At 42.5% G+C, this 17487-nt stretch carries 15 protein-coding genes; 10 read left to right on the top strand and 5 right to left on the bottom strand.

Annotated features, from left to right (window positions below; all coding sequences use genetic code 11):
• Positions 1-83 precede the first annotated feature (83 nt).
• Positions 84-860, bottom strand: coding sequence for a DeoR/GlpR family DNA-binding transcription regulator (locus HMPREF0663_RS06035; protein ID WP_016665504.1), 777 nt, complete (start codon positions 858-860; stop codon positions 84-86).
• A 955-nt stretch (positions 861-1815) separates the two neighbouring features.
• Here HMPREF0663_RS06035 and glpA point away from each other — a divergent pair.
• From glpA to HMPREF0663_RS05995, 8 genes are all read left to right on the top strand, one after another.
• Complete coding sequence (gene glpA / locus HMPREF0663_RS06030) at positions 1816-3441, top strand: anaerobic glycerol-3-phosphate dehydrogenase subunit A (protein ID WP_004369417.1); 1626 nt, start codon at positions 1816-1818, stop codon at positions 3439-3441.
• Positions 3438-4682: a glycerol-3-phosphate dehydrogenase subunit GlpB gene (gene glpB, locus HMPREF0663_RS06025; protein ID WP_004369416.1), complete on the top strand. Its 1245-nt coding sequence runs from the start codon at positions 3438-3440 to the stop codon at positions 4680-4682. Before glpA ends, glpB begins: the two co-directional genes overlap by 4 nt.
• Before the next feature lie 5 nt (positions 4683-4687).
• Positions 4688-5962, top strand: coding sequence for an anaerobic glycerol-3-phosphate dehydrogenase subunit GlpC (gene glpC, locus HMPREF0663_RS06020; RefSeq protein ID WP_004369415.1), 1275 nt, complete (start codon positions 4688-4690; stop codon positions 5960-5962).
• A gap of 201 nt (positions 5963-6163) precedes the next feature.
• Positions 6164-7663, top strand: a complete 1500-nt coding sequence (gene glpK, locus HMPREF0663_RS06015) for a glycerol kinase GlpK (protein ID WP_016665500.1) — start codon at positions 6164-6166, stop codon at positions 7661-7663.
• A 10-nt stretch (positions 7664-7673) separates the two neighbouring features.
• Entirely contained in the window at positions 7674-8438 is a 765-nt protein-coding gene (locus HMPREF0663_RS06010) for an MIP/aquaporin family protein (RefSeq protein WP_004369413.1), read from the top strand.
• Between the two features lie 60 nt (positions 8439-8498).
• Positions 8499-9464, top strand: a complete 966-nt coding sequence (locus HMPREF0663_RS06005) for an HAD family hydrolase (protein WP_004369412.1) — start codon at positions 8499-8501, stop codon at positions 9462-9464.
• Positions 9465-9547: 83 nt separating this feature from the next.
• Positions 9548-10840, top strand: a complete 1293-nt coding sequence (locus tag HMPREF0663_RS06000; RefSeq protein WP_004369411.1) for a histidine-type phosphatase — start codon at positions 9548-9550, stop codon at positions 10838-10840.
• 20 nt (positions 10841-10860) lie between these two features.
• Positions 10861-12024, top strand: coding sequence for a porin (locus HMPREF0663_RS05995; protein ID WP_004369410.1), 1164 nt, complete (start codon positions 10861-10863; stop codon positions 12022-12024).
• Positions 12025-12171: 147 nt separating this feature from the next.
• Here the strand turns inward: HMPREF0663_RS05995 and HMPREF0663_RS05990 are convergent, their stop codons facing one another.
• The 4 genes from HMPREF0663_RS05990 to rpmH all read right to left on the bottom strand — a co-directional run bounded on the left by HMPREF0663_RS05990 (position 12172) and on the right by rpmH (position 15476).
• The gene (locus HMPREF0663_RS05990; RefSeq protein WP_004369409.1) at positions 12172-13173 is read right to left on the bottom strand and encodes a D-alanine--D-alanine ligase; all 1002 of its coding nucleotides are present in this window, start codon (positions 13171-13173) and stop codon (positions 12172-12174) included.
• An 18-nt stretch (positions 13174-13191) separates the two neighbouring features.
• Positions 13192-14259, bottom strand: coding sequence for an RluA family pseudouridine synthase (locus tag HMPREF0663_RS05985; protein ID WP_004369408.1), 1068 nt, complete (start codon positions 14257-14259; stop codon positions 13192-13194).
• An 18-nt stretch (positions 14260-14277) separates the two neighbouring features.
• A complete protein-coding gene (locus HMPREF0663_RS05980; RefSeq protein WP_004369407.1) occupies positions 14278-15018 on the bottom strand; it encodes a PASTA domain-containing protein in 741 nt (246 codons plus the stop codon).
• 302 nt (positions 15019-15320) lie between these two features.
• Positions 15321-15476, bottom strand: coding sequence for a 50S ribosomal protein L34 (gene rpmH, locus HMPREF0663_RS11705; protein ID WP_016665496.1), 156 nt, complete (start codon positions 15474-15476; stop codon positions 15321-15323).
• 192 nt (positions 15477-15668) lie between these two features.
• Between rpmH and efp the strand changes: the two genes are divergently transcribed.
• Positions 15669-16235 (top strand): elongation factor P, encoded by a 567-nt coding sequence (gene efp / locus HMPREF0663_RS05965; RefSeq protein ID WP_004369405.1) that lies wholly within the window; start codon positions 15669-15671, stop codon positions 16233-16235.
• 183 nt (positions 16236-16418) lie between these two features.
• The gene (locus tag HMPREF0663_RS05960) at positions 16419-17447 is read left to right on the top strand and encodes a glycosyltransferase (protein ID WP_004369403.1); all 1029 of its coding nucleotides are present in this window, start codon (positions 16419-16421) and stop codon (positions 17445-17447) included.
• Positions 17448-17487: the final 40 nt, after the last annotated feature.

Here is a 17487-nt window from a genome sequence, read left to right as displayed (position 1 = left end):
CCGCAAGCATTTCGGTTAAAAAGAACGCTTTCTTAGTCTTTATTTAACCTTGCTTATGTAATATGCGAAAAATTGTAATTCTTTTATAATAATTTCGCTTCGGCAACGATAAGTTCGATACCAAGTTCTTCTATCTCTCTGACTATGGAAGAAGGTATCTTGGTATCGGTGATAATAACGTCGATATCTTCTACATTTCCGATCTTGGCAAACCCCCGTCTTCCGAACTTACTCGAATCGGCAAGAATAATCGTTTTCTGCGCTACATGCATCATCTTTCGGTTCAATTCGGCCTCACGAATGTCGGTAGTAGTAAAACCGAAATCGAAGTCTATACCGTCTACACCCAGAAAAAGTTTCGTAAACGAGCAATCCTGCAATATGGCATCGCAATACTGTCCTACTACCGACAGACTACTATGGCGCACCATCCCCCCGAGTTGTATTATATCAATGCTATCGTTCTGGGCCAATATCTCCGATACTTGTAGAGATGCAGCCACCACCGTAAGCCTATGAATAGGCCGTATTTGTCCGGCTAAGGCATGCATAGTGGTACCCGAACCGATGATAATAGAATCGTCACGTGTGATAAGTTTAGCTGCCTCTCTGCCTATTCCCTGCTTCTCTTCGGGGAATAGCTTTTCTTTTTCGTTCACAGACCGGTTGCTTGCAAAGGGATTGATAACGATAGCTTTACCATGACTGCGGTAAAGTTTACCTCCTTTCTCTAACTCCGTAAGGTCTTTTCTAATAGTAACAGATGAAACATCAAGAATTTCCGCTAAATCGGAAACCAAAACCGAGCCCTGCTTCAAGAGCTGTTCGAGAATTAACGACTGTCTATCTTCTTTCGTCATGCGGAATACGAACATTAAAATTCACAAATCATTGTCGACTAAAAACAGACCGAACTTATCGGAAATATCTCTCGCATAAAATGGCCGGTCTTATTCTTTTGCAAAGATAGTGCAAACCAATTGCAATCAAGCATACCTGAAATTGCAGAGGCACCACCTATTTTATGCAAAGATAAGAGTTTTACAAACGAGAAATTACAAAACAAAACTATTTAACAGTATATTAACACTATCGTAAACAGAAAATGGAAAAAGCAAATCTACACGTATCCTATATACTAATCAATCGATAGACATATCGGCAACAGACAGTATATACGCCTCCACTAAACACCCTATCTATATCGATAGGCATTGTAATAAGTTGACAGACTTCGCCTATTTTACACCGGCCATACAATATATTTGCACGAGGCATATCTCAATACGATACGAAAAATAAATATCCTTTTCGGGATATCCGCCACACATTTTCCACTATATTACTATCATATCATCATACTAAAAGCAACCATATCTCAATGATCATCAATAAATTTTAAAAACACAGACAAATGACAGAATATATACATCCTTTTAATTTTCTCTGTTTTTGAATAGCAAATCAACGTAAAATACAGAAACCACAAGAGTGTAAGCCCACTACATTTACGTTGCGAGGAAGCTCCTCTTTCTCTCATAACCTATGGAAAACAGGCTACAACATTCACCATTCAAATCTTCTTAGCAAATGGTATAAAAAGAACAGTGGTCTACAAACGAAAGAGAAAAGTAACAAGATTGAAGAAATATAGTTAAACTATATTAATAACAGAACTGTATTTTCGAATTAATACTTATCTTTGTTGCAATCAAAACAAAATATGTTTCGAAAATAAAGTAAAATAATATAAATATCTTTCATTCCATAATAGAGAATTTGCTTCTAACCTTATACAACTATCGACAAGATCAAATGAACAAGGATATTAATAAACATTATGACGTTATCATTATAGGTGGTGGCATTACAGGTGCCGGTACAGCACGTGATTGTGCCCTAAGGGGCTTACGTGTTCTATTGGTAGAAAAGCTCGACTTCACCAATGGAGCCACAGGACGCAACCATGGTTTGTTGCACAGCGGTGCACGATATGCCGTAACAGACAAAGAATCGGCAACGGAATGTATTCGGGAAAACATGATATTACGCAAGATCGCGCGGCATTGCATAGAAGAAACGGACGGTCTTTTCATAACCTTACCGGAAGACGACATCAGCTACCAAGCAACTTTTGTCAAAGCATGTACCGAAGCCGGCATCAAAGCCATCCCTATTTCTCCCGAGGAAGCAAGAAGAATAGAGCCCGCTGTAAATCCCGATTTAATTGGCGCAGTAAGGGTTCCCGATGCCTCTGTAGATCCTTTTTTTCTTACAACAGCCAACATTCTTGATGCACGTCAGCACGGTGCAGAAGCCCTGACGTATCACGAGGTTACGGCTTTAATCATCGAAAACGGCAGAGCCGTTGGTGTAAAACTCCGTAACAACAGAACGGGAGAAGTATCTGAAAAACATGCGGAAGTAATCATCAACGCTGCCGGTATCTGGGGAAATCTTATTACCAACATGGCAGGGATACAGGTAAATATGTTTCCTGCTAAAGGTACATTGCTGATATTCGGCCATAGAGTTAACAACATGGTTATTAATCGATGCCGCAAACCTGCTAATGCAGATATATTGGTACCCGACGACACCGTATGCGTAATAGGCACGACAAGCGATCGGGTACCCATAGAAACCATTGATAATCTGCAAGTAACGCCAGAAGAAGTAGACACACTGATAAAAGAAGGCGAAAAACTTGCTCCAAGTCTCGCCACAACTCGAATACTCAGAGCCTATGCAGGGGTAAGACCATTGGTAGCAGCAGATAACGATCCGTCGGGAAGAAGTATCAGTCGGGGTATCGTATGTTTGGATCATGAAATACGAGACGGCCTTGCCGGTCTCATTACAATTACCGGCGGTAAGATGATGACTTACCGGCTGATGGCAGAAAAAGCTACCGACCTTGCCTGCAAAAAATTGGGTGTAACGAAAATATGTGAAACTGCTACCACGCCGTTACCCGGTTCGCAAGGATTGTCTTCACGCGAAAGTAGCAAAAAATACACCACGGCTCATAACGCTGCAAGCGGTCGCCAAGGGCATCTTGCTCAAGAGATAAGCGCCTCGAGTGATGAAGACAAAGCTCTTGTATGCGAATGCGAAGAGGTGAGCGTGGGAGAAGTAAAGTATGCAATGGATAAACTTCATGTACACAACCTTATAAATTTACGCCGTAGAACCCGAACAGGTATGGGAACATGCCAAAGCGAATTATGCGCATGTAGAGCCGCCGGAGTAATGTGCTCCGTAAGTAACAATCCGGATGAAACGTTGGCAGACTTGGGCAGCTTTGTCAACGAAAGATGGAAAGGCATGCGACCTGTTGCATGGGGAAGGTCATTAGACGAGGCCCAACTTATGGCAACGATATACGAGGGATTATGCGGAATTGATGCTTTTGCAAATAGAAAAGAGATATCAAAATGAGATTTGACGTAATCATCATAGGAGGAGGACTGAGCGGTCTGACTGCCGGAATTGCTTTATCTAAAGCCGGCAAGAAGGTCGTTATTATTTCTGCGGGGCAGAACAGCCTGCATTTTCACTCGGGTTCTTTCGATTTATTGGGCTATACACCGAATGGTGAAATCGTTGATAAGCCATTAGACGGGATGCAGACATTGGGTGTAAATCACCCGTATGTCAAGATTGGAATAGACAACATTCCTCTATTGGCAGATAAGGCACAAGAATTGTTGACGGAAGCAGGCGTTAAAGTTATAGGAAACACAGAACAAAATCATTACCGGCTGACACCAGTAGGAGTGATGAAGCCCACATGGCTCACAGCAGAAGAGTTAGTAGTATCGGAGACTTATAACCGACTACCGTGGAAAAAGGTAGACATTGTCAATATTAAGGGGTTCTTGGATTTCCCCACGGTATTCTTGGCAGCCAGCCTGAACAAATATGCAACGGAGTGTGAAATCAAGACTATCTCCACTAAGGTTACCGATAATGCACGCCGAAGTCCTACAGAGATGCGTGCAACGAATATTGCAAAACTCGTCTCCAATGATGAAGATATCGAGACAATCGCCCAACAATTAAACCTTATCGAAACCGACTCCGAACTGTTTATTCTGCCCGCAGTATTGGGATTCAATAACAGAGAAGCCATTGAGAAACTGCATTTATTGGCAAAGAAACCATTCAAAATGGTTGCAACATTGCCCCCCTCGGTTTCAGGGGTGCGAGCCACAATCTTACTGAAGAAACTGTTTAACCGATACGGAGGAACCTATCTCCTTGGCAATACCGTAGTAAGCGGAAGTATAAAGAATAATAAAATTGTCAGCATACAGACCGAAAAAATGCAAGATGAAGACCTTGAAGCAGAATATTTCATATTGAGCTCAGGCTCTTTCCTTAGTCATGGTCTATCGAGCAATTACCGCAGAATATACGAACCTGTATTCGATCTTGATGTTGATGCAACCCTTTATAGAGCCGACTGGTCGAAAGAATACATCTTCGACTCACAACCTTACATGGAATTCGGAGTGAAGACAGACGCACAATTCCACGCAATGAAAGGAGGGAAAACAATAGATAACCTATATGCAACCGGTTCCGTATTGAGCGGGCACAATAATCTAAAATTGGCCGACGGTACGGGTGTATCGCTTCTAACGGCACTGAAAGTCGCTGAAAATATATTAAAATAGCAGATATGGGAAATGGAATACAATTGAAAAATATCAGTGAGAACAACCTTGAGCAATGCCTCAAGTGTTCTATCTGTACGGCCTACTGTCCCGTATCGGCCATTACGCCGGAATATCCGGGCCCGAAGCATTCCGGTCCGGATCAGGAACGTTACCGACTAAAGAACCCTAAATTCTTTGATGAGGCTCTGAAATTGTGTCTCAATTGTAAAAGATGTGAAGTAGCATGCCCATCGGATGTGAGAATTGCGGATATCATTCAATCTGCACGAGGCAAATACAGTACACACATACCAAGTTTGCGCGACAGAGTATTGGCTAATACAGATTTTGTCGGTAGTATGGCCACAGTCTTTGCACCTATTGTAAATACGACGTTAAGACTGTCGCCCGTCAAGATTATTATGGACTCGACAATCGCCGTAGACAAACACAGGACATTTCCTGCGTATGCCTCTCAAAAGTTCGAAACGTGGTTTAAAAAGGAAGCAGCCCCGCAGCAAAATAAGTTTACAAAGCATGTAAGTTATTTTCACGGCTGCTATGTAAACTATAATTACCCGCAATTGGGGAAAGATTTTGTTAAGATCATGAATGCTATTGGCTACGGAGTACACCTTTTAGAGAAAGAGAAATGCTGTGGTGTTGCTCTTATTGCGAATGGTTTATCTAAACAGGCAAGGCGACAAAGCAAAATAAATATTGCATCGATACGCAAATCTATCAAAGATCAAGGTCGTATCGTACTTACGACAAGTTCTACCTGTACTTTCACCATGCGCGATGAATATGAGCACGTTCTCGGTCTCGAAACCACTGATGTGCGTAATGGTATCACGCTTGCTACCCGTTTCATTTATAAACTTATAGCAAGCGGAGAAGTAAAACTTGCCTTCAGATCGGATTTTAAGAAACGTGTAGCATATCACTCAGCCTGCCACATGGAAAAGTTAGGATGGATACCGTATAGCACACAGCTGTTAAGAATGATTCCGGGAATTGACTTTCTTATGTTGGATTCTCAATGCTGCGGTATTGCCGGAACCTACGGATTCAAGAAAGAAAATTATCAACGTTCGCAAGAGATTGGCTCTTCTCTCTTCAAACAAATAAAAGAAGAAAATGTAGATGTTGTTTCAACCGATTGCGAAACGTGTAAATGGCAAATAGAAATGTCTGCAGGAGTAAAAGTAGAAAACCCGATTTCACTCTTGGCACAAGCCATAGATGTAGAAAAAACAAAAGAAATAAATTCGCAGAAAGGAGGAAAAATTAAATAAAAATATTTTGAAGACATTGACCTAATGTTTATATTTGTCTTAATCAAATATGATGCAGATTAAAAACGGAAAAATCTTAACACTAACCAAACTTATTATCGATAAAACGAAAATAAATATACCTTACGAATTTGTGCAGTATGCGTGTTAGGCACGATCTACCAAACCAACATATACGGCACTCTATTAACTAAAAACGATATGGAACAATACATTCTATCATTAGATCAAGGAACAAGCAGCTCAAGAGCTATTGTTTTTAATCATGAAGGCGAAATCTGCTCATCTGCACAAAGAGAATTTACACAATATTTCCCTCATTCCGGTTGGGTAGAACATAACCCTCACGAGATTTGGGCATCCCAAGCATCTGTTATAGCTGAGGCTATTTCCAAAATCGACATCAACGGTTTGAACATTGCCGGCATAGGTATTACCAATCAACGAGAAACAACTATTGTCTGGGATTCCGAGACAGAAGAGCCTGTTTACAATGCTATTGTTTGGCAAGATCGCCGTACATCTGAATATTGTGATCAATTGAAAGCCGAGGGGAAGATCGATTTTATCCGCAAAAAAACCGGATTGATCGTCGATGCATATTTCAGTGCAACAAAAATTAAATGGATACTGGACAATGTTCCCGGAGCACGTACCCGTGCTGAACAGGGAAAATTAATGTTCGGCACTGTAGATAGCTGGTTAATTTGGCGGCTTACTCGTGGTGAAATACATGTAACCGATGTAACGAATGCGAGTCGTACGATGCTCTTCAATATACATACTTTGGACTGGGACGACGAGTTGTTGCAATTATTCAACATACCTCGCTCGATGATGCCTGAAGTAAGATCTTGCAGTGAAGTTTATGGACATACAAAAACAACGCTATTTGCTCATAAAGTTCCTATTTCAGGGATTGCAGGCGACCAGCAGGCTGCCTTATTCGGTCAGATGTGTGTAGAGCCCGGGAGCGTAAAGAATACTTACGGAACTGGCTGTTTCTTGGTTATGAATACAGGAGAAGAACCCGTAGAATCGAAGAATAATCTTCTTACCACTATAGCATGGAAGATTGGAGATAAAGTTACATATGCTCTTGAAGGTTCTATTTTTGTCGGTGGTTCTGTTGTACAATGGTTACGAGACGGATTAGGCATTATCAAATCGTCTGATGAAATAGAGGCCCTTGCGTCTACTGTTACAGATTCTAACGGAGTCTACTTTGTACCTGCATTAACTGGTTTGGCTGCACCTTATTGGGATCAATACGCAAGAGGACTTATTTGTGGAATTAGCCGTGGAACTACTGCTGCACATATAGCAAGGGCTGCTTTGGACGGAATTGCTTTCCAAACATACGACATCGTAGAAGCTATGATGCGGGACACAGGTACAGCAATCAAAGAACTGAAGGTAGATGGCGGTGCGTCGCGTAACAATCTAATGATGCAATTCCAAGCAGACTTACTAAACACAGAAGTTATCCGTCCGAAGATTACAGAGACGACCGCACTCGGTGCTGCATACTTGGCAGGGCTCTCAGTAAACTACTGGAAAGATATTGATGAGATTCACCGGCAATGGAAAGTGGAACGGAAATTCTCATCGAGCACAAATAATACAGAAGCTATTATGAAAGCAAAAATAAATTGGGCAGATGCTGTGCGGAGAACATTAACTGAGAACAATCAACATTAATAATAATATTATGGATACGATTCTTTTTCACAACTGTGCTTTGGAACTCCTCGGTACGTTTATAATGATCCTGATTGGCGATGGAGTAGTGGCTTGTGTATCTTTAAATAAATCTAAAGGACAAGGAGCTGGATGGATAACTATTACCATAGCTTGGGGCCTTGCTGTTATGTGCGGAGTATTTATTGCACATGATTCAGGTGCTCATCTTAACCCTGCAGTCTCTATAGGATTGGCTCTTGCAGGCATGTTTAAATGGGGATATGTCATCCCATATATAATCGCACAACTGTTTGGAGCCTTTTTAGCTGCGATCACGGTCTACCTATTCTATAAAGATCACTTTGATATAACGGAAGATAAGATGACAAAACTAACTATCTTTTGTACCATGCCTGCAATCACAGGTCATCAGAAAAGAAATCTCTTTTGCGAGATTATGGGAACTTTTGTTCTTCTGTTACTCATTATTGCTATAGCTCAAAATAATTATCCCGTCTCAGCAGGTAATGCTCCTATGAACCTTGGTGGTATCGGTGCTTTTCCCGTATCTTACGTTATCATCGCAATTGGCATGAGTCTTGGGGGAACAACAGGATATGCTATAAATCCGGCACGCGACTTAGGACCGCGCATTGCACATGCTTTTTTGCCCATTAAAGAAAAAGGTAGCAGTGGCTGGAACTACAGTTGGGTGCCTATAGTAGGACCTATTGCGGGTGCTTCATTGGCTGCATTTATCGGATTCATTTTCAATCTTTGCTCTTTTTTATAAGTTCAATCGTTTTTTAAACGAAAATAATATTCAACTAATGTTTAACTTAAAAAATCTGTTATGAGTAACTTAACATTAAAAAAATGGATGTCTTTGACATTTGTATTCCTACTTGCAAGTTTGATGCAAGTATCTGCACAAACTTTTCAATATCAAAAAATTGCAGGATGGAGTGATGCTACTAACGCTAAATTAAAAGCATTCTTGGAGTCTACCGTTCCTATGAATACACGTAAAGTTGCGGTATTTGACTGTGACGGAACGTTATTCGGACAATGTCCTCATTATTTGGCAGACGAAGCACTTTATGATTATGCGAAACGTATGTATGCCGGAAAGAACGACAAAAAATCTAAAGAAAAGATGAAAATTGTAGACCAACTTCTTCATGGAGATAATGTAGGGGTAGAATACGTACAAAATCGCATCAAATTCCTAAGTGGTATGACAACAGAAGAAATTCAACGTCTCGGCGATGATATGTTCCATCAGAAATACCAAAATAAATTCTATCCGCAGATGAAAGCACTACTTGCAAATCTGAAAAATTATGATTTTGAGCTCTGGATTGTATCTGCATCCCCCGAACTACTTTACCAACGATTCTGTGAACAGCAATTAGGTTTTATGCCGGATCGTATTCTCGGTGTACGTTCATTGGTTACAGTTGATGGTGTAACCACCGATAAAATGGTATTCCCAGTTCCTCAGGATGAAGGTAAGGCCGAGGTTATCAATACATTTATCAAAGCTCGTCCACTTTTTGCAGCAGGCAATAGTCGAGGTGATATGGAAATGATGAATACATCTGTCGGATTGAAACTAATGCTCAATCCAGATAACAAGAAAGCTGAAAAAGTTATGGGAGGAAAAACTGCAAAAGCTTATTGGGAAGCAGATCCTAATTGTATCATCGAATACGTACGCGATGTTCCCGAAGGAAATCATAAGTATGTTTGTGATGAAGATGGCGTAAAGACTAATGCTGCCACCGATATTACAGATGCAGCTGTAGTAGTTTATTAATCGATATAGCGTCATGTCTGTCTTTCGTAACATGACGCTAATTTAATTATCACCCAATTCTTACTTTTTAAATTCTCATTACAATGAAAAAGAATTTCTTTTCTTACATTTTGTTAGCGATAATATTATTTCCGCTTACATTATTTGCACAAAAGCAACGTTCACAACAGTTTAAAGATAATTACACACTAAAAGGAGTAGTTATCCTTAGCCGCCATAACATTCGTGCCCCATTATCAACCAAAGGTAGTCTACTTGAAACTATAACATCTCATGAGTGGAATCACTGGTCGGCAGGTGCAAGCCAGCTCACATCACGCGGAGGTGTACTTGAAACAATAAATGGTATCTATTTTCGGAAGTGGGCAGTAGACGCAGGACTTTTCCCAGAAAACTATGTACCCAACAGTGATGAAGTAAATATTTATGCCAACAGTATGCAGCGTTGCATAGCTACCGCCCACTATTTCACTACCGCCTTCTTTCCTGTTGCCAACGTTACAATAAACCACCGTTATTTGCCCAGCAAGATGGATCCAGTGTTCTTTCCGAGGCTTACAAAAGTAAGTGAATCATTCAAAGCCGAAGCCATGAAGCAAATTGCAGCTATGGGAGGTAAGAAAGGTATCATAGGTATCAATGAAGGATTAAAGAAAGCCTATACCATAACAGCAAATGTTCTTGATTTAAAAATATCTCCAGCCTGCAAAAGCGGAAAGATATGTGCATTCGACAACTATAATACAGAAATTATTCTCAAAAGAGGTGATGAGCCTCGAATGAAGGGATCATTGAAAGATGCGAATACATGTTCCGATGCTCTGATACTCCAGTATTATGAAGAACCAGATGCAATGAAAGCAGCTTTCGGACACAACATCACTTCAGACGATTGGATACAGATTGCAAAGATCAAAGATGTTTATGGTGATGTGTTGTTCAGTGCACCTATTGTAGCCGTAAATGTAGCACATCCATTACTTACTTATATGTATGATGAGCTAAATTCAGAAAATCGTAAATTCACATTCCTTTGCGGACACGACTCTAACATCGCATCAGTATTAGCCGCCTTGGGAGTTGAGACATACGAGCTACCCAACTCAATAGAAAAGAAGACACCTATTGGTAGCAAAGTCGTTATCGAAAAATTCGTTGGAAAAGATGGTAAAGTCTACTGTGACGTCAATCTCGTTTATCAGTCTACCGATCAATTACGGGGTATCCGTATGCTTGATCTTAGCAACCCGCCCCAAATATTCCCGATTACTCTGAAAGGTTATACAAAAAATGCCGATGGGCTATACACTCTCGAAGATGTAAACACCTGCTTTATGAAAGCTATCCGTGCTTACGACAACATCAAAGATGAATAAAAAATAAAAATAAAGTAATTATGAAACGTTACATTCTAATGACAGCCTTTACTACCCTTATCTCAATGGGTACATGGGCCCAAGAACAGCTAAAAGTCAATGTTACCGGCAGAGCATTATTCGATGCTGCCACTTATACACAAAATGATGCCGCCAAGACACAAGACGGAGAAATGAACGAAGGCATTTCCGTACGCGATATTCGCATAGGTGTAAAAGGCACTTACGGCAAATGGTCTTTCCGAGGAGACGTAAGCTACACAAACAACGAAGTTTCCCTTAAAGACACGTATCTTCAATACAATTTCCAAAAAAATAATTTCTTGCGTGCAGGCCATTATACTGTACCATTCGGATTATCTTCATCTTACAGTTCAGCGAAGAAAGAATATATGGACGAACCGGAAGCAAATATTTTCCAGCCCGGGCGTCGTATCGGTTTGATGCATACAATATACAATAATCCGTTATGGTTCCAGTATGGGCTATTTGCCGATAACTCGGCTCTTACCAAAAGTACAAACAAAAGTGGTCCGCAAGGATATTCTTTAGCCGGACGTTTTGTTTGGCGCCCTATCATGAAAGATGGATACGGTTTCCATGTAGGCTTCAGCGGTATGCATGTAAAAGCAGAGTCGAACAGCGGTGCACATTCGCACATTGCCTATACGAAACGCTACCTCACTGCCGTCGATAAAACTACAGCGACAGCTATTGATATTACAGATGCACGTTGGGAAAATAAGTTCACGGCCGAGTTCCAAGGAATTTACCACAATTTCCAACTAAGCAGTCAATACTACTGGTCACATATCGCGCGTGATGCCGGTAACACGTACAACATAGACGGATTCTATGTTTCGGCACGTGGTATCATCATTAATCCTGCCGATTACTCCTATAATTTCGGCGGATCGGGTGTCGACAATCCTTACAATAAGAACTTAGAACTTGCACTCGGTTACGGTTATCTCGACCTACATGATGCAAAAGCCATTACAAATTCCTATATTGCCGGCATGCAGAATGCAGGTAGAATGTCAGACTTCACTGCAGGTCTCTCACTCTTTTGGAACAAATACGTTACTTTCCGTGTGAATTATCACTACATCCACGTCCGCAACAATGCTTTAGAGGCAAAAAATGTGAATGTAATTCAGGCACGTATCCAGTATATCTTCTAACAATAACTAACCATTAAACTAAAATGAAGTCGTGCTATTTTGATAGCACGACTTCATATATTTTCTAACAGTTCCGAGAAAACAAAGCCTCATTATTATTTATATACACATGCAAGAAGCAAATAAATATCATCGGATATCAATACTCTAAAACTGATTTTCTACAATATCGGTCAGCACATCTTTAATATCCAAACCGGCTGCATGCACCTGTTGCGGAATGAAACTGGTGTGTGTCATGCCCGGAGTGGTATTGATTTCAAGCATATTTATCTTGTCGTTGCCGGCATCGTCTTTCGTAATAATATAATCAATCCGGATAATTCCGTTGCAATGGAGTATGTCGTATATCTTGCTTGTTTCCTCTGCAACTTTCTTAGCCGTTTCGGTCGAGATGCGTGCAGGCGTAATCTCTTGTACTTGTCCGTTATACTTGGCATCGTAATCAAAAAATTCGTTGGTCGTAACCACTTCGGTGGCAGGGAATACAACCGACTTTTTCTTGGTCTTATAGCAGCCTACGGAAATCTCTGTTCCCTCCATAAATGCTTCTATCATCACATCGTCACTCTCCATGAATGCCACTCTGAGCGCAGGAGCAAGCTGATCTGCGTTCTTTACCTTCGATACCCCGAAGCTCGATCCGTCGGCTGCAGGCTTTACAAAGCATGGCATGCCGATCGTCTTTTCTATATACTCTTCCGAATATTTGTCCTCTTCGCCACGGCGAAGCAGCAGACTCGGCGCCACATTGATGCCGAAACTGCGCAGATAGTTATTGAGCACGTATTTGTCGAAAGTCATGGCTTCCACCAACACGCCGCTCGTTGAGTATGGCAAATGTATGAGTTCAAAGTAACCCTGCATAATACCATTCTCGCCCGGAGTGCCATGTATGGTGATATAAGCATAATCGAAGATAACGGCTTTCCCGTCTTTTACAAACGAAAAATCATTCCTGTCTATCGACGCCACCTCACCGTTCTCGAAGTTCACGTGCCAGTCTACTCCTTTCACGTCTACGATATACACATTGTAGCGTTCCTTGTCGAAGAAGGAATAAAGTCCCTGTGCCGAACGCAACGACACGTCGTGTTCAGACGAATCACCGCCGCAAACAATCGCTATGTTTCTCTTTAATTTTTCCATACTTACCGTTATATTTATTTATTCCTCAAATGTATCTTTGGTAGTTCCGCTTATATAACCGCGCCACTTATCAACCAGCATCGACATGTCTGCCGGAAGTTCCGACGTGAAATCCATCTGCTTACCCGTAACCGGATGTGCAAAGCCCAGTGTCCGGGCATGAAGCGCCTGCCGACTGCACAGCTTAAAGCAATTCTGTATGAAAGCTCTGTAGGTTGAACTGCGCTGCCCGCGCAATATCTCCGTACCTCCGTAGCGCTCGTCACCGAAAAGCGGATGCCCTATATGCTTCATGTGAGCACGTATCTGATGTGTTCGACCTGTCTCAAGAATACACTCCACAAGGGTTACATACCCGAAGCGTTCGATCACCCGATAATGGGTAACGGCCGATTTTCCGATCTCCGAGTCGGGTGCAAATACTGTCATGCGCAGACGGTCTTTCGGATCACGGGCAATGTTTCCCTCGATACGCCCCTCGTCTTCCGTAAAGTTACCCCACACCAAGGCATTGTAACTGCGATGGGTGGTTTTGTTGAAGAACTGCAAGCCTAATTTGGTCTTGGCCATCGGTGTCTTCGCAATAACCAACAGCCCGCTCGTGTCCTTATCGATGCGGTGCACGAGCCCCACTTCCGGATCGTTCGGATCAAACGATTTCAAGTCCTTCAAGTGCCACGCTATAGCATTTACGAGCGTACCATGAAAGTTTCCCACTCCCGGGTGTACCACCAATCCCGCCGGTTTATTGATAACCATCAGCTCAGAGTCCTCGAATACGATGTCTAAAGGAATATCTTCCGCTTCTATCGTACTGTCGTGTCGCGGACGATCGAGCATTAGCGTGATCACATCCAGCGGGCGTACTTTGTAATTACTCTTCACCGGTCGGTCATTCACGTGCACAAAACCGGCATCAGCCGCCCTTTGAATACGGTTTCTACTCGAATGCTGAAGTTTCTCCGACATATATTTATCGATGCGCAAGGGCTCCTGTCCCTTATCTACCACCAACCGGAAGTGCTCGTAGAGCTGTTGCTCCTCGTCGTCTTCTAACTCTTCTATATCGTCTATATACTCAGCCATCGATCACCATCTGTCGTTTTATTTCTGGTTCGATTTCTTATCTGTTTTCTGTTCCTGCTCCTTTTCCCCTTTCTTACTCTCCGATGGAACCGTTGTAGGTTGCTCTTCCGTTCCCGTTATTTCTTGGAACTCATCTACATCGCCATTATCTTCTTCGAAATTAGAGTATGCAGGTCCCACATAATCCACATCCTCAGACGAATCTCGTTCGCCATTGCCGGCAAGAATAACCAACAAATCTTCAATCGATATTCTATCGCCCGTAGCCACATTCTTACCATGAACAAGAATTCCATATACCCAATCTCTTTCGCCCGGAATATATTTCGGTTCTCCCAATTTAAACCCCATAGCCGTAAGTTTTGCCATGGCTTCGCGCAACGAGCTGTTGTCTATCACGTCAGGGAGTGCAATGGTAGGCGAATGAGAGGCGTTGATCGTCAGATAAACAATGTGTCCCGACTTCACGTGTTCGCCTGCTCCGGGCGTCTGTGCAAGTACGGTTTTCGGCGGTAACGTTTTCACATACCCCGTATCTGTTACTACAACTTGAAGTCCGAGATTATCGAGTATTCGTTCCGCATCGCTCAATTGCTTATTCCTGATATCAGGTATTGCGATGGATTCTCCGTGATGCGTGTACAGTTTCAAGCCATATTTCAACCCCATGCACAACAATATTACAACCAAAGCCATGGCTGCAAGATTGCCCCAAAGGTACTTACTCTTGAATTTACCCACAAACTCCGAAGACTTCATTTCTGTTTATATTTGACATAAAGATAGTGCCGACCGAGTACAAAGAAGCCCGCTTCAATTTGCCGAGGTGCAGCCTATCTTCTGCAAAGATAGTGCAATTCACAGACAAGGCAAAAAAAATCGCATTTATTTTTACCGGCCCAACAACGGTACATACTATCAAAAATATTCCTCTTCCATCGTATCTGCATAAACGATTGTACGGGCCATCTCAACCTTACCATACAAAAAGCAGCAAAGAAACCTCGATTTCTTTGCTGCTTTTCCGTTGCCAAACCGGTTGACAACGAACCTCTATGAAATTATTTTCCGTGGTTTTCGTCGGAAACAGTTAATTTCTTACGGCCACGGGCACGGCGGGAAGCCAACACGCGTCGACCATTCTTCGTTGCCATTCTCTCGCGGAAGCCGTGCTTGTTCACTCTTCTTCTGTTGTGAGGCTGAAATGTTCTTTTCATCGTTTTCTATCTTTTTTATTGTTATTATTCGCACTTTTGGGTTGCAAAAGTACTTATATTTTTCGAAATAACAAAGAATTAAGCCACTTTTAGCCCTATTATTTAGGTTTTTTTCTATAAAAAGCGTAACTTTGCACCCGCAAATTACCTGTTGCATCAGATGATTATAATAACTCAAGATAAGCAAACAAAATGATTAATTCACAAGAAATTAAAATCGGAACTTGTATCCGTTTGGACGGTAAGATTTGGACTTGTATCGACTTTCAGCACGTTAAACCGGGCAAAGGTAATACCGTTATGCGCACTAAATTGAAAAACGTTGCCGACGGACGCGTATTGGAGCGTACCTTTCAGATAGGTTTCAAATTGGAAGATGTACGTGTTGAGCGTCGTCCATACCAGTATTTGTATCAAGATCCTACGGGTTATATCTTCATGAATCAGGAAACTTTCGAGCAAATACCTATCGCCAAAGAGGGCATAGAGGGCGTTGATTTCATGAAAGAAGGCGATGTTGTCGAGGTTGTTACCGATACCAGCGACGGCACGATACTATCTGCAGAGATGCCGGTAAAGACGGTTTTGCGCGTTACACATAGCGAACCGGGCATTAAGGGCGACACTGCAACCAACACAACCAAGCCTGCTACGCTCGAAACAGGCGTAGAAGTACGCGTTCCGTTGTTCATCAACGAGGGCGACCTCATACAGGTAGACACGCGCGACGGCTCGTATTTGCAGCGCGTCAAGGAGTAATAACCCTGCCAAACACAGGATGGAAAGACGGCAACACGCCGACTTTTCATCCTTATATTTTACCCCTGCCGACATTACATGTACTGTCTATCGCAATCGAACCATTGGTCTGCGCCCGACAGATGCACCGCCTGTCCGATATAGACGCGCAACCTATTTATACCATATACACAACCTGTCATCATGAAGTACAGCCTCATCATTCCCGTATTCAACCGTCCGAACGAAGTAGACGAACTGCTCGAGAGCCTCACCGTGCAAACTTATCGTAATTTCGAAGTCATTATCGTTGAAGATGGTTCATCGGTTACCAGCCTCGAAGTATGCAATAAATACGCCGACAAGCTCAATCTGAAGTATTTCTCCAAGCCCAATAGCGGCCCCGGACAGAGCCGTAATTACGGTGCAGAGCATGCCCAAGGCGAATACTTGATAGTTTTAGACAGCGATGTAGTGCTGCCCGAGGGTTACATGCAGGCGATAGACGACGAACTGACACGGCAACCGGCAGACGCATTCGGCGGTCCAGACCGTGCACATGCCTCGTTTACCGATACTCAAAAGGCCATCTCCTACTCCATGACATCATTTTTTACCACAGGAGGCATACGGGGCGGCAAGAAAAAACTCGACAAATTCTATCCGCGTTCGTTCAATATGGGCATCCGGCGCGATGTGTATATGCGCCTCGGAGGGTTCTCCAAGATGCGCTTCGGCGAAGACATAGACTTCTCCATTCGCATTTTCAAAGCACAATGTGCATGCCGTTTGTTCCCTAAAGCATGGGTTTGGCACAAACGTCGTACCGATTTTCATAAATTCTGGCGGCAGGTTTACAACAGCGGAATAGCCCGCATCAACCTTTACAAGAAGTATCCGGAAAGTTTAAAACTCGTTCATTTGCTGCCTATGGCATTCACTTTGGGCGTTACGGTGCTCGGTCTGCTGTTCCTGTGGGGCATTCCCATCGGCATTCTTTGCGGAAACTTCACCCTTTCTTTGCTGGCTCTTCTGCCGATACTTCTTTATATGCTGGTGATATGTATAGATTCTACGTGGCAAAACAAAAGTATCAAGGTGGGCCTGCTCAGCACCGTATCGGCCTTCATCCAACTGACTGGATACGGTTGCGGCTTCCTCTATGCATGGTGGAAACGCTGCGTGAGAAAGCAAGACGAGTTTCATGCGTTCGATAAAACATTCTATAAGTAGTTGCATATCGAACATTTCGAACCGACACAAATACGAAACA

Origin of the sequence: Hoylesella oralis ATCC 33269 (assembly GCF_000185145.2) — a bacterium.
Lineage (GTDB): Bacteria > Bacteroidota > Bacteroidia > Bacteroidales > Bacteroidaceae > Prevotella > Prevotella phocaeensis.
Note: the sequence above shows the minus strand (reverse complement) of the source record. Positions and strands in the feature narration are given on the sequence as shown.